Below are 20749 nucleotides of genomic sequence, written 5' to 3' on the forward strand. Positions count from 1 at the left end.
AATTTTCAGCTTTCGTAAAGAAAGTCATGGTAATCGCTCAGGTTTTTTTGTGGGTGGATTACAGGCATGATGAAGATTCTGGTAAGGAAATCAGCTGTACCGCTCAATCAAATCGTTTAATTGTTGTTTGACGGCGTTTCGGTCCATCAAATCGTGGTTCGATAAGGATAGCTTCGTCATTGTCTCATCCGCACCCGCCATCTCACTGAAGAGCGAGCCTAAGTCGTGGGCACGACGGTCGATTTGCAAGACGATGTCGATGCCGGACCGGTCTTGGAGCATGATGAGTTCGACTTCGTCCAGTTTATGGGCGAAGTACGTATTGCGTGCCGAATACTCGAGTTCCTGGGCGATCGGTAAATCCTTCCGGTAACGCCCGGGAAGTTTTTCCGTGTCCGCTTTCTTGAGTCGGAAGCCAAGTTCTTCCATCGCTTCTAAGATAACAGATTGGAGGTCATTGGCTTGGACGATGATGGCGTCCCGGTCTGACGGATCGACTGCTTGGGCGATATCGAGACCCGTTTCAATCCATGACTTCGATTGACTGATCGAGAGCGGCGTATTGAATGGTACTTGAAGCGTAAACGGAATTTCGCGTTCGACACCTGCTTCAATCGTAAAGGCGGCTTCGTTAAGCGAAAAACGATCGAGTGTGAACGTCGTAAATGTCGTGCTGTCCCTGACTTCTTCTTTATATTGTGTATTAAACGCTAAATAAATCCGATCGATTTCTTGGTCGACATTGCCGCCTTTAATATGGACGGTTCCGTGAATCTGTCCGCCTGGCTCACAGCGCTCGCTGTCGAGTCGTGTATCGACTGTGGCGGCACCGATTCCGATTTGTGATAAAAGTTTTTTGAACATCGTTCGTTCCTCCTTTAATGATGAAGCTACCTTACTTGTCGAATAGGGTGGAATTTGCTACAGTTTCGAAAGAACAATCAGAAAAGGACGGGACTACAGTGGAATTACACCAAGTAAAAGAATTACTCACTCAAAAGCTCGAGGCTTCTGCTCTCGTGCATGCAACGATCAGTGGTCCGCGCCAAAAGTCGAATGATCTTCGAAGAATCAAACTAAAACCGATTCTATTGAAAGATACGTATGCAATCCAATTAGAGTTTCAATATGAGCGGATAATTAAACATGAAAATTTGGGAGTCGACGAATTTTTAGGACGACTCGACGCATTAATGGAAGAATTCCGTCAATTTTTGTTCCGCTTCGAGACGGAAGAAGTCCAGTTCCAGTTATCAAAGAAAATGAAAGTATCATTAAAGACAACAAAACAGTCGCCACTCCAAGCAGAACTGTCGCATAACCGAAAAAAAAGTCATCTTCTTGAAGATGGTGTCGCCGTACCGTTTTTAGTCCGGCTTGGTGTCATGACGGAAGACGGGCAAGTCAAACGGCAAAAGTATGATAAATTCAAACAAATCAATCGGTTCCTCGAGTTCGTCGAAGATAGTATTTCCGCATTACCGACGAATCGGACGTTACGGATTCTTGATTTTGGATGCGGAAAATCGTATTTGACGTTTGCACTGTATCATTACTTGAGTGTCGTCAAAGGTTTTGACTTGAAAGTGACCGGGCTTGATCTCAAAAAAGAAGTCATCGAAGAATGTACAGCGATTGCGCGCGATCTCGACTATACGAATCTCGAGTTCCGTGTCGGGGACGTCCATGACTACAATGAGGATACAGAGGTTGACTTGATGGTGACGCTTCATGCCTGTGACGTTGCGACGGATGTCGCCCTGGCCCGCGCCGTTGATTGGAATGCGTCTGTCATCTTAAGTGTTCCGTGTTGTCAAAAAGAACTCAATCGTCAACTCGACTGTTCACCACTCGACGTCATGTTGCAGCACGGGTTGATTAAGGAAAAGTTCGCTTCGCTCGCGACAGATTCAATCCGCGCCGAAATCTTGACGCTCGTCGGTTACGAGACACAATTGCTTGAGTTCATTGATTTAGAGCATACACCAAAAAATGTCTTGATTCGTGCGTATAAAAATGACCGTCAGCCGTCGGAAGAAAAAATTGACCGTTACGTCGCCTTCCGTGATCTACTACATGCGAAACCATATTTGGCGCAAGAATTAAGCGGCAGACTTGGACAGATTTCATCTAAACTCGTACAATAAGGAAGAGAACGAATAAGGGAGGAATTAGACCGATGGATTTCCAAATGTATTTTGAAGACGTCGTCCAGACAGCACGTAAAGAAGCGGCAGCTGCTGGTTTTGAAGAATTAAAGACAGCTGAAAGCGTCGATGACGCGATGAAGCGTGAAGGATTGACACTTGTCCTTGTCAACTCAGTATGTGGATGTGCAGGTGGGATTGCTCGCCCGGCAGCTGCTTACGTCAATCGAATGGAAGGCGTGAAGCCGGATCATTTCGTAACGGTGTTTGCGGGACAAGACCGTGAAGCAACGGACCGGGCACGCGAGTACTTTGAAGGGTATCCACCTTCATCACCATCATTCGCTTTGATGCAAGATGGCAACATTCTTTCGATGGTTGAACGTTTCGACATCGAATCGTTTACTGCAGAAGAAGTTGTTGAAAAATTAGAGTCATTGATTGAAATTTACGCATAAATGAATCAACGTGAGCCGTGTTTCTTAATTGAAACACGGCTCACGTGTGTATACAAACGCTTATGAAGAGTGAATATGCTATATCTAAGTGCAATCAGTTCGCGCTTTCCTGTCGCGGTTCTAAAGCGATTCAAGACGGCTTGCGCTCTAAACCGTTTGCATGTCTGGCTTTTCCATACGATATTACCTAAAAAGCGTCGCATTTCGTTGACTCCTACGGGAAAAGTGCGTTTTTAACGCACTTTCAGAGGCAGGCAAGACCCTGCTCGTTGTCCGTGAGGACTAAGGAGCAACGGCTTGCGCCTCGCCCGAGGAAAGCAACGAAAAAAACGCTTTTATCGCCCAATAACACTTTGACTACAGTCTGGAGCCGTGTTTCTTAATTGAAACACGGTTTTTAGTATGTCGTGAAAGTGAGTGTGCGCGAAAGGGATGTTTTTTTAGCAGTCCACCTGAAGCAGAGGCCGACTTATTGAAAGAGCAATGAAAAAAGAAGGACGAATCGAATCAATAGCATCCCCTTTTTCAAATTAGAAAGTACCCTTGATTAAAATCCGAGGATAGCAATAAAAAATGTAAGCGGATTCAAAAGTGGTTATTTACTCATGTTTTGTATAAAAAGAATCAATTTATGCATTATTACGAGATAATTATACTTTACAATGAATAAATATTCGTATATCCTAAAAGTAATAAATCGGATCAGAGCTATTTAGTATTGAATTAGAAAAAAACATAAGTCATACTATTGTTAAAGTTCTGACAATTGAGCGTTGGAAGGGGAATTTATTTATGAAAAAATTAGTAGCAACGGCAATGGCAGGCATTCTCGCACTTACGATGGCAGCATGTGGTGCATCAGATGATTCATCAGGCGGTTCAAGTGATGACAGTAAAGTATTGACGATGGGAACGTCAGCAGATTACTTCCCGTTTGAATACATCGATACGGCGAAAGGGGACGACATCGTTGGATTTGATGTCGCAATCGCAAAGGAAGTCACAAAAAATCTCGGTTATGACCTAAAAATTGAAGATATGGAGTTCGGTAGCTTACTCGGAGCACTCAGTTCAGGTCGGATTGATTTTGTCATGGCAGGAATGACGCCGACAGACGAGCGGAAGAAAAACGCTGATTTCACAGATGTTTATTTCGAATCAAAGAACCTCGTCATGACAAAAGATGAAGCGATTAGTTCGGAAGATGAACTAAAAGGTAAAAAAATCGGCGTTCAACTTGGATCGATTCAAGAAGGACTTGCAAAAGATCGTTATAAAGACAGTGAAGCCGTATCGTTGAATAAAATTCCGGAAATCATTCAAGAACTCAATACCGGCCGGATTGATGCGCTCATCATTGAAGATGCTGTAGCGGTCAAATACATGGATCAAGATGCATCGTTAAAAACGTACGAAATTAAAGAAGATGGACCGACGGGTTCAGCCGCCGCTTTCAAAAAGGGTGACAAGATGCGTGACGAGTTCAACAAAGAATTGAAAAAGATGATCGATTCAGGTGAAATCGACAAACTTGCAGAAGAATGGTTCCAAAAAGAAGCAAAATAAGAGAAGCGCATAGGGGTGGGGGTAACCCCATCCCTTTTGTGCGACGTTAGGAGTTTGATTATGATAGACTTTACAAAGATTCAAGATTCAATCCCATATATTCTGCAAGGGATTCCGGTTCTGTTCCAAGTCGTGATCGTCGCTGCCATCGCAGGGATGTTCATCGGAATCATCGTGGCAGCACTTAAAATTACGAAAAGCAAATTCATTCGGTTCATTGGCCATGCCTATACGGCAGTCTTTCGTGGAACACCCTTGATTTTGCAACTGGCAATCATTCACTTCGGTTTACCGCAACTGACGGGTTACGTCACGACAGGCTATCAATCCGCAGTCATCGCCTTTTCATTGAACTCGGGTGCTTACATCTCGGAAATCATCCGGGCAGGAATTCAAGCAGTCGATCGTGGACAATGGGAAGCGGCAGATGCACTCGGTATCCCTTACATGAAACAATTGCGGTCAATCATCTTACCGCAAGCGTTCAAAAACATTTTACCAGCCATCATGAATGAACTGATCACGTTAACAAAAGAATCGGCCCTCGTCTCGACAGTCGGTGTTCTCGATATCATGCGCCGGGCGCAAGTCGTCGGTGGAGAAAAAGCATTGTACTTCGAACCCTTGTTATTTGCGGGACTCGTCTATTTCGTCCTTGTCATGGGATTGTCCTTGATTGGTCAACAAGTCGAAAAAGCTATGAGAAAGAGTGGGTAATCAGATGGAACCTATGATTCAAGTCACCGATCTGTACAAACAGTTCGGGAAGTTAGAAGTATTAAAAGGCATCACGACGACAGTCGGTCGTGGGGAAGTTGTCGCAGTCATCGGACCGTCGGGTTCAGGGAAGTCGACGTTCTTACGTTGTATCAACCTTTTGGAGCAACCGACAGGTGGAATGATTAATGTCGACGGCTTCGAATTGACAAAACCGAAAGCGAATATCGCGAAAGCGCGTCAAAACATCGGAATGGTGTTTCAACAGTTTAACCTGTTCCCTCATAAGTCAGTGCTCGATAACTTGATTTATGCCCCAATCAATGTCCTCGGTTTATCAAAAGAGGACGCAATCAAACGGGGCGAAGTATTACTTGAACGCGTGGGTCTCGCTGAAAAACGGGATAATTTCCCGAACCAGCTATCCGGTGGTCAAAAGCAACGTGTTGCGATTGCCCGTGCCCTCGCGATGGAGCCGAACGTCATGTTGTTCGATGAACCGACATCAGCACTCGACCCGGAAATGGTCAATGAAGTCCTCGATGTCATGAAGCAACTGGCGGAAAGTGGGATGACGATGGTCATCGTCACGCACGAGATGGGCTTCGCAAAAGAAGTCGCCGACCGTGTCCTGTTCCTCGATGAAGGCATTTTGATGGAAGAAGGAACGCCGGTCGAGTTGTTTGATCATCCAAAAACGGATCGTGCGAAAAAATTCTTGGAAAAAGTCTTATAACACATAACCGCCATCTCTTTCATCAAAGGGGTGGCGTTTTTTGAGGAGGATGATTGAAGTGAAGTTACTAGAGGGGAAAGGCATCCGGCTGACACGTTTCCAAGCGGCAGATACGGAAGTCTACCGGGGCTTTCTTGACGATGCGATGTTTGCACGCAACTTGAGTGCGACACCATATCGGTTTTTGTCAGATGAAAAAATCAACGGGATGCTTGCGAGTGATGCCCATGAGACGTTTCGGTTCGCCGTTCGTCGGACGGATGCCGAGCGTCTGATTGGTGTCGTCTCCCTTGAAGATATCTTATGGTCGAACGGGACGGCCTGGTTGATGATTGGAATCGATCCAAATGAAGCCGGGAACGGGTATGGGCGAAAAGCATTACAGCTCTTACTGCGATACGGCTTTTATGAGCTCAACCTCGAGCGGATCCAGTTGACGGTCTTTGCCTATAATGAGCGTGCGATTGCGCTATACGAACGACTCGGCTTCGTCCACGAAGGCACGTACCGGCAATTTTTAAAGCGGGATGGTAAGCGGCATGACATGTTGCTTTACGGATTGTTGCAGACGGAGTGGGAGGATTTTTATGATTAACGAAACGGAACAGTTCGTCCGTGCCTTTCACGCGACGGATTTTTCAGGACATGACTATGCCCATATCGAACGGGTCCGGAAAATGGCTTTACAGATTGCTGCGACGGAAGGCGGGGATTTGTTGACGATTGAACTGGCGGCACTCCTGCATGATGTCGCTGACACGAAACTTGGGGGAACGCTTTCTTCCGTCGCCCTGTTTTTGTCAGGAAAAGTCTTGGACGACCGGCAGCGGCAGATCCTGCAAATCATTGACGGGATGTCTTTTAAAGGGGGGGACCGTCCACCACTTGAGACGCTGGAAGGGAAAATTGTCCAGGACGCGGATCGGTTAGATGCGATCGGTGCCATCGGGGTCGCCCGGACCTTCCAGTATGGAGCATTGACCCAAGCACCGATGCATGTACCCGGTTTAAGACCACGCAAGCCGGGAGACCGGACGAGTCCTTCGAGCACAATCAATCATTTTTATGAGAAGTTACTTTTGTTAAAGGACTTGATGAATACCGAAACGGCAAAAGGCATCGCAGAGGAACGGCATGCGTTCATGGTTGAATTTTTGGAACGTTTTCAGACGGAATGGGAGTTGTGAAAAACGGACACAAGAGTTGATTCAAGACTCAATCCGTCCGCGCGCTCTGTTCCGATAGTTCCGTCCTGTGGGCTTTCTAGCTCGGTCCTTATTCGTCAAGCTCTTTTAAAATCACCGACCTTCAGCTAAGGATGATGGCAGTGATGAGACCGAGTGAGGCGAGTAGTCCGACGATCGTGCCACCTTCCTCATGCGCCTCCGGCATCATCGTCGAAGCGAGCATCGCGATGATGCCACCGCTTGCGAAGGCGCCGATCATCGCAAACTGCATATCCGGCAGACTGGCGAGGACGGAATAGCCGGCGAGCGAGGCGAGGGCGGAAATCAACCAGACGACACCCCACATGACTAAGATTTTTTTCTTTGAAAATCCGTCTTTTTGAAGTCCGGTCGTACTCGAGAGACCTTCCGGAATATTGCTGACGAAAATCGCCGCAACGAGTGCCGCACTGACATTCCCCGACAATAAGCTTGCCCCAATCATGATCGATTCCGGAATCGCATCTAAAATCGTTCCGAAAAAGATGGCAGTCCCTGTGCCTTCGTTTCCACCACCCGAACGTTTCCGTTTACTCGCACCTCGCGAAGAAACAAAAAAATCAAATCCTGTAAAGACGAGAGAACCGACGATGAACGAGATAGCGACGATGAACGTCGTTGATTTATTCAAGGCTTCGTCGAGTAGCTCGAACGTCGCTGCCCCAATCAAGATCCCCGTACCGAACGACATGACATATCCGATGTACCGTTGCTTCATCGGTAAAAATAATCCAATCAATGCCCCGATGACGACTGCGCCCCCAGCGAGTGCGCCCCAACCTAAAGCCATCCACATAACTGATTCCTCCCTTATTCCATTGTTCTTTTTTCCTTTCGATAATGATTTATAAACATAGTTAATTTTTGGAGGAGAAACGAAATGAAAAAATCACCTCCCGCTTCGGAAGGTGATTGTGATAGTCAGAACGGTTGTTTGTTCAGCCAGTGACCGCCGTCCAGTGCGATGCATTCTCCATTTAAGTAGCTTGCTTGATCGGAGACCATCCAGACGGCGAGTCCAGCGATTTCTTCCGGTGTCCCGAACCGTCCGAGTGGTACATTGCGACGAATTCGTTCCGCGTGTTCCGGTGACATCGCCAGTTTATCGGCACCACCCGTCCGTTCGATCGGCCCCGGACTGATCGCATTGATGCGGGCATGATACTTATACCCCCACTCGACGGCAAGCGTCCGCGTCAAATTCAAGACTCCGGCTTTTGCGGCAGCACTCGGAGCGACACCGGCTCCAGCTTGCCACGCGTAAGAAGCGACGATGTTTAAAATCTGTCCACCTTTGACGTCATCTTCTTGCCAGCCTTTGACAAGCGCGTGTGAACAATTGAATGTCCCATTGAGGACGATGTCGATGACCGTCTTCCATCCGTTCGGAGACAGCTCATCCGTCGGACAGATGAAATTTCCCGCTGCATTGTTCACGAGTGCCTCTAAGCGACCGAACGTTTCCCGTGCTTGATTGACGGCCGCGATACAGGCATCGGTATCACGAACATCCATTTGAATGGTCAGATGCTCCCCCTCAATCTGCTTTAGTTCATGATCCGTTTGTTGTAACCGTTCCAAGTCACGTCCTGTGACGACGACGTTCCAGCCGGCTTCTTTTAAGGCGAGTGCCATTGCTTTCCCCATACCGCTCGTACCGCCTGTCACCATGATCGTTTGTGCCATTAACTTCTCCCCCTTTAGTCTGAATGAACAACCATTCATTATTAGTATTCAAAAAAGAAGGAGTGAACTCCTTCTTTTTTGTAGTCGATTATTTTGAACTAACGGCAGTATCTGTCAGGATTGGAACAACTTGCTTCTTCCGTGAAACGACACCTTCGAGGTAAACGAGGTGGTTGGTTGCTTCAATTCCATAAGCTTGTTCGACGAGTGGTGCTTGTTGTCCGAGTACGAGCGCAACTGAATTATTTGTTAAGATGTCAGTCACGAGGAACACGAACAGATCGAGTTCTTTTTCGAGAATGATCGTATTGATTTGCTCTTCAAGCTCAGCTTGACGAAGTAACACTTCAGCTGTATCGACCGTATTGACCTGAGCAATCTCGACTTTGTGTGCGCCCATCGAAAACTCTTTTGCGTCAAGTGAAATCAATTCTGTGATTGATTTTTTCGATAAGTCAGCACCTGCTTTGAGCATGTTCAAACCGTAGACGTTTGCATCGACACCGGCGATTTCTGCAAGTTCACGTGCAGCGACGATGTCTTCTTCCGTACATGTCGGTGACTTGAACAACAATGAATCGGAAACGATTGCCGATAACATCAAACCTGCGATTTCCGGTTTGATCGCGACACCATGTTCTTTATAAAGTTTGTTCAAAATCGTTGCCGTACAACCGACGGGCTCAGCGCGGTAGTAAATCGGATCCGATGTTTCGAAGTTCGCAATCCGGTGGTGATCGATGACTTCTGTGACCGTGACGTCAGCGATGTCGTCGGCACTTTGTTGACGTTCGTTGTGGTCGACGAGAATGACGTGTGACGCTTCGGCAGCGACTGCCGTAACAAGACGCGGTGCAGCGATTTTAAATTGATCGAGTGCGAATTGTGTTTCATCATTGATTTCGCCTAAACGTATCGCTTCGGCATTCACACCTAATGCTTTCTTCAGTTCAGCGTACGCGATTGCTGACGTAATCGTATCCGTATCCGGATTTTTATGACCAAAAATCAATACTTTTTCCATGCTGAATCACTCCTCAATGGTTAATGTCTCGCCCATTAGTGTATCATATCTCGGAATTAGAAGGCGTCCATTTTGTACAGGATACCAGCGATTTTTTCGCTCCAGTAAGGATCCGATGCATAAAAAACGTTCATTCCTTTTGCTTTATTTCCGAGGAACGGTCCACGGTGGTACTTACCATCCGTCGCGAGGTAGTCGCGGGCGATAAACTGACCCGTTTTTCGAATCGAGTCGTCAAGCGATTTATAAGCCGTTGCATTTTGACCAGGTGCAATATCCGTCGCATTGACGCCAAACAGATTGAATTTTTCACGGGCAATCGTCGACCGACCGTAATTTGATTCATGGATCGCATGAGCGAGGAGATAGGCGGCATTGATATCAAAATCACGCTCGACTTTTTTGAACGTCTTCCCAGTACCGATTAACGGACTATCGGGCGCATTGTTTTTGATGAAGGCATCAAGCTCTTTTGCGGACAAAGGAGTCGGTTTCCGTAAATCTTTCGTCAACGTCGTCACTTCGACATAGTCGGTCGTCCGCTTCGAAATGTCTTTTGGGGCACGTCCGACGGTAATCCAGCCGCCGAGTCCGGCGTTTGCGACGATGTAGTGACGTAACGTGTCACCCGTTCGTTCGTAAAACGATCGGTTCGTCGATCGTTCAAGGGGATACAAGGTCAACCGATCCGACGCGACGAAGCCGCGGACACCGGCAATTTCAATCCGACTGACGTCTGGACCGAAGTCGCGCAGTGTTAAACGGCTACCGGACGCGACATATGTCAACCGTTTTTTTAACGATTCGTCTTGATAGATGTTGAGCGTACCACCTTCGTCGACGATCCCGATACCGGGACCAGTCAAGTAGAGATAACGGTCATCCTTGGTTCGTTTAACGGCACCACGGTCGTCACCAAGGTAGGTTTTCGCTTCGCTGAACGTATCAAATTCTTGTTCCGTCGCGACTTGACCTTCTTGATATTTTTCAGCGATGTACGGAGCAGCCGGTTTTAAGACAGACGGTGGATCGTCCTTCAACAAATAGAATAGAACGATCCCGAGCAAAAAGAAAAATAACAGTCCTTTCAGGGATCCCGCTCGTTTTGCGGGACGGCCGGGACGAATCGTGCGTGTACTCAAAAAATCACGTCCTTCAAAAAATCGATAGACAACTTGGGTAAAGGATAGGTAGTCTAACAAAGAATAGGGGGGAACTCGATGTTCATTGGATATCGGACTTTAAAAACGGCCGTCGCAGCCGCACTTGCGATGTGGATTGCGGAGCAGATGCAACTCGACTACTATGTCTTCGCCGCCATCATCGCCATCTTGAGTATTCAAGCGACGCGGAAAAAATCAATTCGTTCATCGTACGAACGCATCATGGCGTCGATTCTTGCCATCGGAATCGGTTTCCTGATTTTCGAAATCATCGGTTATCGGCCAGTTGCTTTAGCACTTTATTTCATTATATTCCTTCCGTTGACGCAACGCCTCCGTCTACAGGACGGTTTTATTACGAGTGTCGTCATCTTGACGCATCTTTACACGGCACGACAACTCAACCTTGCGATTTTTTTAAATGAAGTCTACTTGATTTTGATTGGCGTCGGTGTCGGATTACTCGTCAATATGTATATGCCGAGCCTTGACCGTGTCATCACGGAGCGCCGTCAGCAAATCGATAAACGGATTGCTGCTTTGTTCTTTGAAGTCGCCGCGGCGATCGAGACGGGGCGGATCAATCATCATTCGCTGACGCTCGAAGAAACGGAACGTTTGTTGCGGGAAGGAAAGGACGCTTCGTTAAAACGGATGGGCAATGCCATCGGTCGTCGAAATGATGACGAGGACTACAGCTATTTCCGGATGCGGGAGCAACAGTTCGAACTGCTCCGCGGAATCGTCCGTAATGTCGATGATTTGGTGTTAATCGTCGAAGAAGGCAAAAAAGTCGCCGACCTGTTTCGGACGATTGGTGACAATGTCCGTCCGGAGGCCGACGCAAGGTTATTTTTACAAGAACTGGCGGACTTACTCGCGACCTTCCGTGCTTCGCCGTTACCGACGACACGTGAAGAGTTCGAAGTCCGGTCCGCGCTGTTGCACATGTTGCAAGAAACGGAGCAATATTTACAATTAAAGCAGCGTTTCGTCGCGAGATCAGAAGAAATAAAACATCGTCGAGGCAAACGTACCAAGTAAGAAGATTGCTAAGATCGCAATCGTCGTCCACTTGATGAGACGTTGTTGTTTGGATGGGCGTGACATGACAGGTGCAACTCCTTTCTAAAATGCAAACGTAATTACTGTTATTGTACAAACAACCCTTCTGAAGTGCAAATCAGTCAGTTGATGGTATACTGAAAAAGCGCTAGTCGAATAGTACTTACATGAGGAGGAATCTAGCATGGTCAATGAGAAACGTGTACTTGATACATTTTTAGAGTTAGTCCAAATCGATTCAGAATCAAAAGAAGAGGCACAGATTTGTGCCCATCTGAAAAAAACGTTCACAGAACTCGGATGTGACGTCTTTGAAGATGATGCATCATCGAAAACGGAACATAAAGGAAATAACTTAATCGTCACACTTCCAGCAACAAAAGACGGTGTCGATAAAATTTATTTCACGTCACATATGGATACGGTTTTCCCGGGACAAGGGATTAAACCGATCATCGAGGATGGGTATGTCAAAACGGATGGTACGACAATCCTCGGGGCAGATGATAAAGCGGGTCTTGCGTCAATCATCGAGCTGGTCCATGTCTTGAATGAAACGAAGCAACCGCACGGACAGATTCAATTCGTCATCACAGTTGGCGAAGAATCAGGTCTTGTCGGGGCGATGGTCCTCGATCCATCAAAAATCGATGCAGACTATGGGTTTGCCCTTGATTCAGACGGTAAAGTGGGCGATATCATCACGGCTGCCCCGACACAAGCGAAAGTGAATGCTAAAATCTATGGTAAAACGGCACATGCTGGGGTTGCGCCTGAAAAAGGTGTCTCTGCCATTACGATTGCTGCAAAAGCCATCGCGAAAATGCCGCTTGGTCGAATTGATGAAGAGACGACAGCAAATGTCGGCCGATTCAGTGGTGGTGGCCCATCGACGAACATCGTCTGCGATTATGTTGAAATCTTCGCAGAAGCACGTTCACTCGTTGCACCGAAGATGGAAGCCCAGACAGAAAAAATGAAAGCTGCCTTTGAAGAAGCAGCCGCTGAACTCGGCGGACGTGCTGAAGTCGAAGTCAAAGTCATGTATCCTGGCTTCAAGTTCGAAGACGGAGATCAAGTCGTCGAAGTTGCGAAAGCTGCAATCGCGCAACTTGGGCGGACACCGCGTTTACTTCATTCAGGTGGCGGTTCAGATGCGAACGTCATCGCTGGTTTCGGTATTCCGACCGTCAACTTAGCCGTCGGATACGAAGACATCCATACGACGAATGAAAGAATGCCGATCGAAGAACTCGTCAAGACGGCAGAACTATGTGTTACGCTCGTCGATTACATCACAAATAAGTGAGAAGATAATGAAAAGAGTGTACCGCTATATTGCGGTACACTCTTTGTTCGTTTACGATTAAGTTAATTGAGGACGTTCGACGAACTCCATTGACTCAAGAACAAATTCTTCAGTACATAATAAGGTCGTCGCGATTTCTTGAATCTGAATCGACTTGCCGTACTTTTGCCGATAGTTCTCGTTCAGCATCCGGGCTTCGTGTACGATTCGTGCATAGGTCCGTTCGATTTTGGTCATGGAAAAAACCACCTTTCGAATCAGTATGGGTACAGTTTACCATGCTTCGTTGTGTGAAAGATGTATTTTGTGTATAAAAAATGCTAATTTTACGAAAAGGGGAAAAAGATGGAATTTTATTTTTTAGGTACAGGAGCAGGAATGCCTTCGAAACAACGCAACGTGTCGTCAATCGCCTTGATGCACCCGAAGATGACGTGGTTGTTTGATTGTGGTGAGGCGACGCAACACCAAATCTTACACAGTCCGATTAAACCACGAAAAGTCAGCACGATTTTCATCACTCACCTTCACGGGGATCATATTTTTGGTTTGCCCGGTTTCATCAGTACGCGGGCAGCGCTTGAAGGAACGACACGATTGACGATTTATGGACCGAAGGGGTTACAGGAGTGGCTCGATGCGACACTTCGTGTCACAGGGACATATTTACGCTATCCGCTAGACGTGATTGAAGTCGAAGCGGGTCAAACGTACGAACATGAAGGATTTACGATTACGGTCGCCGCACTTGAGCATCGTTTTTTAGCGTATGGGTACCGGATCGAAGGGCATCAAGAAACAGGGATGTTGCTCGTCGATCGCTTAAAGGAGCACGGTATTCCGTCCGGTCCACTCTATAAACAAATTAAACAAAGCGATTCGTTCGAGTTTGAGGGAACGCTTTACGAGTCAGCAGATTTTTTAGGGAAACCGAAACCAGGCGTGAAGTTGGCCGTCTTAGGCGATACGACACCTTGCGAAGCGAGCATCCGCTTAGCGCGGGGAGTCGATGTGTTGATTCATGAGGCGACGTTCGCCGATACCGAAACAGAACATGCGGGACGTTTCGGACACTCGACAGCACGTCAGGCGGCGGGAATTGCAAAACAAGCGGAAGCGAAAAAGTTATTATTGACACATGTCTCAGCCCGTTATGTCGAGCAAGAGGATCACTTAGAACGTGAAGCACGGGAAGTATTCCCTGAATCGTATCTCATGGTGGATCATCAATCCATCCAAGTGAAGGCGTAAGTGATGGACGTATTGATTCGGTGGGCACTCTTTTTATTAGCAGCCGTCCTACTCGCATTCTTACTAGAAAAAAGGACGGAAAAAGAACGTTATCTCTACATGAAACTTGTCTTTTATGCCTGCTTAGGTTCCGTTTCATTTCCAGTCTATGATATTCAGTTACCACTTGGAATCATTCTATTTTTAATCGTGCTTCATCCGCAAAAAAACTCACGCTACAAACGGTATATGGCCTTGTTCGGATTTTTATTTTTCTTATTGCAATTATTCGCCGGTCCATTCGATACGTTTACAGTCCGTGAAGAAACACAACAGATTGGGCGAGTGATGATTACGGATCAGTCGTTCAATCACTTGTTGAATCAAATTGAGAAGCGGGTCGGAGATGAGTCGTTACGGCTCGAGCAAAGCGAACTATTATTTGACCAGGGTGGCAATTTGCGGAATGCGACGTTCGAAGTGATTGCTAAAAGCCCGAAGCGGTTCGTCCGCTATGACATTTCCTATCAAGAAATCACAGGCACAATCACGTATCGACCACGTGAAGAAGTGCTGGAACGATCGCTCGAATCGTATTACCAGAAACTGATTGATGCGTCTCGTTCATTTGATACGTTACGCCAGCTGTCGATTAAACAAATATTACATGAATCAAAGACACCGTATGTCGAGATGGATATGGATGGTCTTTATGAAACGTTTAGTCTACAAGATGCGACCGTGTTATTAATTGATGATCAAGGGGAGTTGATCCCTTATGTCAATACAGGAGAAGACGTGCTCGCGAACGCAATTCGCTTGACCTATTTGCGGGCGGACGGACAATCCCTTCGTGAGAAAAAGATTTTGTTGTACAATTACAGCTTTGAGACATCAAGGCGAAAGGGAGTCGTTCGATGAAACAGTGGATATTAGCGGGAAGTTTACTTATCTTAGCAGGGTGTTCTGAGGAAGCGGAGCCTAAAACCTCGAAAACAGAGGCCTGCGACGTGAAGGTTGACGTCTCGGTCGTCAACCATGCAAAGGACAAGACGTTGTTTGAGGAAGCAATGTGTTTTGATCAAGAAGAGACGGCGCTGGATGCGCTCGAAGAAACGAAGTTAGATGTCGTCAAAACAGGAAAAGGTGAGATGGCTTATGTCACAGCCGTCGAGGGAGTTCGAGAAAAGTCAGCTGGAGCAAGCAGCGGCTGGGTATTCGGCGTCAATGAAAAACCGGGTGAGGTCGGAGCGGGAAGTTACGAACTTCAAGACGGAGATCGCCTTGAATGGCGATTTGAAAAAGATGCAATGGCTTATTTTCAGTAAGACAGAACGGGAGCGACTTCATCCATTGAATGTTGCTCTTTTTTTGATGGTGATGCTATCGGTCCCGTTCGTCTTGCAGGATCATATAGGAATGCTCGCGCTCGTCCATCTCATCTTTTTCATTACCATTCGTCAGTTCGAGGTCTTTCGTTATCTCATGTTACCGCTACTCTATACATTGATGATGATGGTTCCACTTCTCTATGGCGCATCGATTGATGTGATTGGGATTCTGGCGGTCAGCGTACAAATCACCTTATTTATCACGTCAAGTCAACTCGTGTTCACGCTTGTTCGTCTCGAACAGATGGGACCTTTGTTTCGGATGTTACCACGACTGACGCGACTAACCGGGCTCGTGCTTGCACTAATTCCGTCTTTGCTCCGGACATGGCCGGAAGTGAAGATGAGCCATCGGCATCATTCATTATCGGAGCAGTTAGAACGAATGGCGATGTATCATTTATTACCGATTGACGCCGTACCGAGCAGACTTCGAAAACTAACGCTGCGTGACATTCGGACGGGTGTGATTTTGCTTAGTGTCAGCAGTCTGTTGCTGACCTCGTATGCTTATGTTGGTGCAGTCGTATTGCCGATGATTTTACTCTGTTCGAAAGGAGCTTTTCGTGATGCCAACGATTATTTCAAACGACAGCAAAGCGACCGGACAGCTTGAGCGTCTCGCGGCCGAAGCGGGGCAGCCCATCATCTATCCGGAACGACTGCTACATGGGCGAGTCCGGGATTTACTAGCGACAACAAGTCTGTTTGTCGCGGGAGAACTTACGACACTCCTCGGACTAGAACCGTTCTTTGAGCGAGAGGTAAGTGAGTTATCATCCGGAGAGCAGCAACTCGTTTCAGTTGGATATGCGCTCGCTTCGTTACCGCCAAGTCTTTTCTTAGACAATCCCTTCCTGTTTTTAGATCACGTGCGAAAACGGCGATTGGTCGATTTGCTGAGTGAGATGGAACGTCGTTTTACATGTCGTATCTATTATTCAGTCACCGATCAAGCAGATTTAGAACAGATTGTGTTCGAGGAAGCAACTCAAGGAGACATCTATGATGAGATGCGGGCCGTCGAACATCGTTATCCGATGCAGACGCGCTATGCGTTAGACGTATCCCGCCTCAGTTTAGCGGCAGGGGAACGAGTGGTGCTCGTCGGTGCCAACGGGAGTGGGAAGTCGACGTTGCTACGGCTCTTACTCGGCGTCGAGCGTCCCTTGTATGGAAAAGTGAAACGACGCGGGCGAAAGAATTACTTACCTGCGCATCCGGCCCTTGCGCCTCAAGTTGACAGTCGACTGGGCACGTTCGCTTCACAAAAACAGCAGTTGTTTGAACGGCTTGACTGGAGCGACGATGCTTATTATTTTGACGAACCGACAGCAGGATTAACGGACGCACAACGGCAGCGATTCGTCGAAACACTCGTCGAACAACCAATGAAGTTAGTCGTGATGGCGACGCATGACGACTTTTTAATCCGTCACGCGACACGTGTCCTTTATCTCGTTCAAGGTGAAATTGCGTTTGATGGTCCGGCGGCTACTTTTTTAGAACAAAGTAGGTTATATGGATGGGACTGATTCTCCTCGCTTGTCTGTCCATTTTGATTCTGTTTATCCGTTTTGAGCGTCGACCGCTGTCAGAAGCGATGTTACGCTTCATCGCGCTCGTCACTGCGGCGGCGATTGTCGGACGGATTCTTTTTTCGAGTCTGCCGAACATTCAACCGGCCACGGCACTCGTTCTGTTACTTGCCGTCTACGTCAGTCCGGTCGTCGGTGCAGTCGCGGGTTTGTTGGTCGTCGTCCTGTCGAGTTTATTCTTAGGGAGCGGACCGTTCGTTTTATTTCAAGCGCTTGCTTACATGGCAATCAGTCTCGTCGGACTCGTACCCCTATTGAAATCGAAAGGGCTGTTAGCCTGTTACGGGCTTCTCGCCGGATTTTTGTATGGCTGGATCAGCAACCTCGGCTTTTTAATTTTTACAGAATTTTCACGAGAAGCTTTTTTGACACTTGTCGTCACAGGCGGGGTATTTGATTTAGTACATGGAATCGGAAATGTTTGCTTTATTTTATTACTTCATCCGACTTTTTTACGGATTTTGCACTCAATCGACCGAAAGGCGGGTAAAGAACATTAACCTGATTCGATTGGAGTGAAAAAAGATGCTTAGTTCATCCGTGTCACTACCATATGTCGTCTTATTGTTACTTATGTCGAGTTGTTGTTTACTGTTTGGCAGTATTCTATTGTTAAAACACACTGTTCGTGGACGCTATGCGGGCTTTTATTTACTGGCTGCAGCAATTTTTCCGGCAGCGATGCTCATCACGTCCGCTGAAGGGGCATTGATGTCACAACTTTACTTTGAAGCGGGTCTCTTTTTAGGATGTGTTGCGTGGTTACTTGTATTAGCGACGGGGTATATGCTCATGGTGACGAGTGCCGTCACGTTTCGTTATCTGTATCGCTATACTTCGTTACCGAAGACGCTCCGGACACAATTTGTGAGTCGGTTTGAGCGAAAAAAACAAATACATTAAACCTTTTAAAAAAGTCTCCTCTATAAAAACAAGTCCCGCTAGCCGAGCTAGCGGGACTTGTTTTAAGAAAGCGTCGATTAATTGGAGTACGCGAGATCTTCTTCCGTTGTGTCTTGATCTTGACGAGCAGGATCCTGGATGCGACCTGTTAATTCTGTCAAGAGACGGCGAGGTAAGAATTTAGCCAGTGAGACCATTGCCCGATTGCTCGCGCCTGGAACGATTACACGTTTCCCTTTAAGCGTACCGCGGTAACCCGCGAAGGCGACGAGGTGTGACGGCATGCTTTGGAAAGGCAATGTGATGTTCGCCCGATTAAAGAAGTTTGTATCCGTCGGTCCCGGACAGAGGCATGAAACCGTAACACCTGAACCATCAAGTTCAGAAGCAAGTGCTTCAGAGAAGGACAGGACGTAGGCTTTTGTTGCGTAATAGACGCTCATGTATGGACCCGGCATGAAAGCAGCGACGGAAGCGACGTTCAAGATACGTCCGAAGCCACGATCGACCATACCTGGTAACAAACGTTTCGTCAGTTCCGTTAAAGCGACGACATTCACATGAATCGAGTCGATGTCTTCCGATGGATCGATTTCCGCGAAACGGCCGGATGTCGCAAAACCAGCGTTGTTGAATAACAAATCAACAGTCAATTCTTGTTCATCGAGGTACGTCAGAACACGTGAGACGCTGTCGGCCTGTGATAAATCCGCTGCGAACGTATAGGCTTTGATTTGATAACGTTTTTCAAGAACATTTTTAAGTTCCGTTAATTTTTTTTCGTTTCGGGCGATTAAGACACAATCAAACCCGTCGCGCGCTGCGAGCACGGCAAGATCAAGTCCGATTCCGCCAGAAGCCCCTGTAATTAAAGCAGTTTTTCGTAACATAACAAAATCCTCCATTCACATAATTGAATCATTTTCTAATTGTACCATTCCCTATTGTTCCCTTGAATCCTGCCGAGTAAGCATTTACTTTCGAAACAAGGGGCAGAACCGTTATGATAAGAAAGAGAAAGGAAGTGCGGAAGCATGAGAAAAAATGTCACGATTGCGCTGTTGTTAGCAACTTTTTTAGCAGCAATCGAAGGAACGATCGTCGCGACGGCAACACCCGTCATGGCAAGTGAATTAAATGGGGCGAAGCTCGTCAGTTGGATTTTTGCAGGATTTCTCTTATTTATGGCAGTATCGACGCCGATTTACGGGAAGATGGCTGATTTATATGGGCGGAAACGCGTCTTGTTATTTGGAATTGGCGTTTTTACACTCGCTTCGTTAGCGTGTGGGCTTGCGCAGTCGATGGAAACACTAATCATTTTCCGCGCGGTCCAAGGAATCGGAGCAGGAGCGGTTCTGCCGATTGCCATGACGATCATCGGCGATTTATATACATATGAAGAACGTGGAAAAATTCAGGGAATCTTGAGTGCCGTTTGGGGGATATCCGGCGTTGCTGGACCACTCCTCGGTGGATTTTTAGTCGAATCGTTATCCTGGCGGTATATTTTCCTGTTGAACGTTCCGTTTGCGCTCGTGTCGTTCATCATGATCGTCGTCTTCTACAAGGAAACCGTGAAGGAGACGTCGCGAAAAATCGATTATCGGGGAGCGCTCTTGTTTGCGGTCGGAATGAGTGCTTTACTATACGGTCTGTTATCAGGAAGTGAAGCGGAACAATTTTTACGTCCGACGGTTATCGGTAGTTTTTTGATCAGTGCGGTCTTATTATTCTTTTTCTATCAAGCCGAGAAAAAAGCGAGTGATCCACTCTTACCACCGGCTGTTATCAAACATCCGGTCATTGCCGTGATCAATCTGGCAGTGTTCTTCTCCGCCTGGGTGCTTGTCTCGATGTCAGCCTATATCCCGATTTTCGCACAAGGCGTCCTCGGAAAAAGTCCGACTGAAGCCGGCTTCATGTTGATGCCGCTCTCGTTATTTTGGACGATTACGGCAATCATTGGTGGCCGATCGATTGGGACGGCGTCACCCCGTTATCGAACGATGACCGGAATGGGGCTACTCGTCGTCGGGATGCTGATTTTAGTCTTCATCTCACGTGAGACGAGTGATGTGTTCCTCTATCTTGCGGTTTCCTTGATTGGAATCGGGTTCGGTTTATCGCAACCGGTCTTCATCGTTGTCTTGCAAACATCAGTCGGTCGCTCGCTCCGTGGTTCAGCGACGGCCGTCAACTCCTTTTTGAGTACGACGGGACAAACGCTTGGTGTCGCCATCTTCGGGACGATTTTTAATCTATCGATCATTCAAGCGTTTAACGATTCGAAAATATTATCCGGTTATTCAATTGATCCGTTTTTCCAAGCGACGACGGCGAACCGGTATGGAGATGCCGTCCATACGGCGGCGGAACTGGCCTTAGCAGACGGGTTACGGCTCGTCTTCATCGGCGGTGTCTTGTGTGCGCTCGTCGCGTTCGCGATGACGTTCCGCTTACCAAAAGTTCGTCCGGACGATAAACCAAACTAAAAAAACCGCTGAACGTCCGACTCGCAGGTGAGAGG

The 20749-nt window shown here is 47.2% G+C and carries 24 protein-coding genes; 17 read left to right on the forward strand and 7 right to left on the reverse strand.

Annotated elements, in window-relative coordinates:
* Positions 1–90: 90 nt before the first annotated feature.
* Positions 91–864, reverse strand: coding sequence for a sporulation protein (locus tag KNP88_RS07435; RefSeq protein WP_214893084.1), 774 nt, complete (start codon positions 862–864; stop codon positions 91–93).
* Between the two features lie 98 nt (positions 865–962).
* Here KNP88_RS07435 and KNP88_RS07440 point away from each other — a divergent pair, with 98 nt between their 5' ends.
* From KNP88_RS07440 to KNP88_RS07470, 7 genes are all read left to right on the forward strand, one after another.
* Positions 963–2147 (forward strand): class I SAM-dependent methyltransferase, encoded by a 1185-nt coding sequence (locus KNP88_RS07440; protein ID WP_214893086.1) that lies wholly within the window; start codon positions 963–965, stop codon positions 2145–2147.
* A 32-nt stretch (positions 2148–2179) separates the two neighbouring features.
* Positions 2180–2605, forward strand: a complete 426-nt coding sequence (locus KNP88_RS07445) for a BrxA/BrxB family bacilliredoxin (RefSeq protein ID WP_214893088.1) — start codon at positions 2180–2182, stop codon at positions 2603–2605.
* Positions 2606–3397: 792 nt separating this feature from the next.
* Positions 3398–4171 carry a transporter substrate-binding domain-containing protein gene (locus tag KNP88_RS07450; RefSeq protein ID WP_214893090.1) on the forward strand — a complete coding sequence of 258 codons (774 nt, stop codon included), beginning with the start codon at positions 3398–3400 and terminating at the stop codon, positions 4169–4171.
* Positions 4172–4228: 57 nt separating this feature from the next.
* The gene (locus KNP88_RS07455) at positions 4229–4888 is read left to right on the forward strand and encodes an amino acid ABC transporter permease (RefSeq protein ID WP_214893150.1); all 660 of its coding nucleotides are present in this window, start codon (positions 4229–4231) and stop codon (positions 4886–4888) included.
* Positions 4889–4901: 13 nt separating this feature from the next.
* Positions 4902–5624 (forward strand): amino acid ABC transporter ATP-binding protein, encoded by a 723-nt coding sequence (locus KNP88_RS07460; protein WP_088838454.1) that lies wholly within the window; start codon positions 4902–4904, stop codon positions 5622–5624.
* 58 nt (positions 5625–5682) lie between these two features.
* On the forward strand, positions 5683–6219 hold the full coding sequence (locus tag KNP88_RS07465; RefSeq protein WP_214893091.1) for a GNAT family N-acetyltransferase: 537 nt from the start codon (positions 5683–5685) through the stop codon (positions 6217–6219).
* On the forward strand, positions 6212–6811 hold the full coding sequence (locus KNP88_RS07470) for an HD domain-containing protein (protein ID WP_214893092.1): 600 nt from the start codon (positions 6212–6214) through the stop codon (positions 6809–6811). The genes KNP88_RS07465 and KNP88_RS07470 overlap by 8 nt, the downstream gene beginning before the upstream one ends.
* Positions 6812–6932: 121 nt before the next feature.
* Here KNP88_RS07470 and KNP88_RS07475 read toward each other — a convergent pair whose 3' ends face one another.
* From KNP88_RS07475 to KNP88_RS07490, 4 genes are all read right to left on the reverse strand, one after another.
* The gene (locus tag KNP88_RS07475) at positions 6933–7646 is read right to left on the reverse strand and encodes a ZIP family metal transporter (protein WP_214893093.1); all 714 of its coding nucleotides are present in this window, start codon (positions 7644–7646) and stop codon (positions 6933–6935) included.
* A 125-nt stretch (positions 7647–7771) separates the two neighbouring features.
* Positions 7772–8536 carry a 2,4-dienoyl-CoA reductase gene (fadH, locus tag KNP88_RS07480; protein ID WP_088836645.1) on the reverse strand — a complete coding sequence of 255 codons (765 nt, stop codon included), beginning with the start codon at positions 8534–8536 and terminating at the stop codon, positions 7772–7774.
* 88 nt (positions 8537–8624) lie between these two features.
* Positions 8625–9560, reverse strand: a complete 936-nt coding sequence (locus KNP88_RS07485) for a manganese-dependent inorganic pyrophosphatase (protein ID WP_029333110.1) — start codon at positions 9558–9560, stop codon at positions 8625–8627.
* Positions 9561–9616: 56 nt separating this feature from the next.
* Entirely contained in the window at positions 9617–10702 is a 1086-nt protein-coding gene (locus KNP88_RS07490; RefSeq protein ID WP_214893094.1) for an N-acetylglucosaminidase, read from the reverse strand.
* 78 nt (positions 10703–10780) lie between these two features.
* On the opposite strand from KNP88_RS07490, the gene KNP88_RS07495 reads away from it, so the two are divergent.
* Entirely contained in the window at positions 10781–11767 is a 987-nt protein-coding gene (locus KNP88_RS07495) for an aromatic acid exporter family protein (RefSeq protein ID WP_214893095.1), read from the forward strand.
* A 205-nt stretch (positions 11768–11972) separates the two neighbouring features.
* Positions 11973–13097 carry a M20/M25/M40 family metallo-hydrolase gene (locus KNP88_RS07500; RefSeq protein ID WP_088836648.1) on the forward strand — a complete coding sequence of 375 codons (1125 nt, stop codon included), beginning with the start codon at positions 11973–11975 and terminating at the stop codon, positions 13095–13097.
* 57 nt (positions 13098–13154) lie between these two features.
* Here the strand turns inward: KNP88_RS07500 and KNP88_RS07505 are convergent, their stop codons facing one another.
* On the reverse strand, positions 13155–13334 hold the full coding sequence (locus tag KNP88_RS07505) for a hypothetical protein (protein WP_029333114.1): 180 nt from the start codon (positions 13332–13334) through the stop codon (positions 13155–13157).
* A 108-nt stretch (positions 13335–13442) separates the two neighbouring features.
* Between KNP88_RS07505 and rnz the strand changes: the two genes are divergently transcribed.
* The 7 genes from rnz to KNP88_RS07540 are packed head-to-tail and all read left to right on the forward strand — an operon-like array spanning position 13443 to position 18219.
* The gene (gene rnz, locus KNP88_RS07510; RefSeq protein ID WP_214893096.1) at positions 13443–14348 is read left to right on the forward strand and encodes a ribonuclease Z; all 906 of its coding nucleotides are present in this window, start codon (positions 13443–13445) and stop codon (positions 14346–14348) included.
* Between the two features lie 3 nt (positions 14349–14351).
* Entirely contained in the window at positions 14352–15248 is an 897-nt protein-coding gene (locus KNP88_RS07515; protein ID WP_088836650.1) for a hypothetical protein, read from the forward strand.
* Positions 15245–15655 carry a DUF4430 domain-containing protein gene (locus KNP88_RS07520; protein ID WP_214893097.1) on the forward strand — a complete coding sequence of 137 codons (411 nt, stop codon included), beginning with the start codon at positions 15245–15247 and terminating at the stop codon, positions 15653–15655. The genes KNP88_RS07515 and KNP88_RS07520 overlap by 4 nt, the downstream gene beginning before the upstream one ends.
* Entirely contained in the window at positions 15633–16334 is a 702-nt protein-coding gene (locus tag KNP88_RS07525; RefSeq protein WP_214765353.1) for a hypothetical protein, read from the forward strand. The genes KNP88_RS07520 and KNP88_RS07525 overlap by 23 nt, the downstream gene beginning before the upstream one ends.
* Positions 16288–17253, forward strand: a complete 966-nt coding sequence (locus KNP88_RS07530) for an ATP-binding cassette domain-containing protein (protein WP_214893098.1) — start codon at positions 16288–16290, stop codon at positions 17251–17253. The genes KNP88_RS07525 and KNP88_RS07530 overlap by 47 nt, the downstream gene beginning before the upstream one ends.
* Entirely contained in the window at positions 17244–17816 is a 573-nt protein-coding gene (locus KNP88_RS07535) for an ECF transporter S component (protein ID WP_214893099.1), read from the forward strand. The genes KNP88_RS07530 and KNP88_RS07535 overlap by 10 nt, the downstream gene beginning before the upstream one ends.
* A 25-nt stretch (positions 17817–17841) precedes the next feature.
* Positions 17842–18219 carry a hypothetical protein gene (locus KNP88_RS07540; RefSeq protein WP_214765347.1) on the forward strand — a complete coding sequence of 126 codons (378 nt, stop codon included), beginning with the start codon at positions 17842–17844 and terminating at the stop codon, positions 18217–18219.
* A 77-nt stretch (positions 18220–18296) separates the two neighbouring features.
* On the opposite strand, the gene KNP88_RS07545 is transcribed toward KNP88_RS07540, so the two are convergent.
* Positions 18297–19109: an SDR family NAD(P)-dependent oxidoreductase gene (locus KNP88_RS07545; RefSeq protein ID WP_088836656.1), complete on the reverse strand. Its 813-nt coding sequence runs from the start codon at positions 19107–19109 to the stop codon at positions 18297–18299.
* Positions 19110–19253: 144 nt separating this feature from the next.
* Here KNP88_RS07545 and KNP88_RS07550 point away from each other — a divergent pair, with 144 nt between their 5' ends.
* On the forward strand, positions 19254–20714 hold the full coding sequence (locus tag KNP88_RS07550) for an MDR family MFS transporter (RefSeq protein WP_088836657.1): 1461 nt from the start codon (positions 19254–19256) through the stop codon (positions 20712–20714).
* Positions 20715–20749: the final 35 nt, after the last annotated feature.

It is taken from the genome of Exiguobacterium sp. H66 (genome assembly GCF_018618705.1).
In the GTDB taxonomy this organism is placed as follows: domain Bacteria; phylum Bacillota; class Bacilli; order Exiguobacteriales; family Exiguobacteriaceae; genus Exiguobacterium_A; species Exiguobacterium_A oxidotolerans.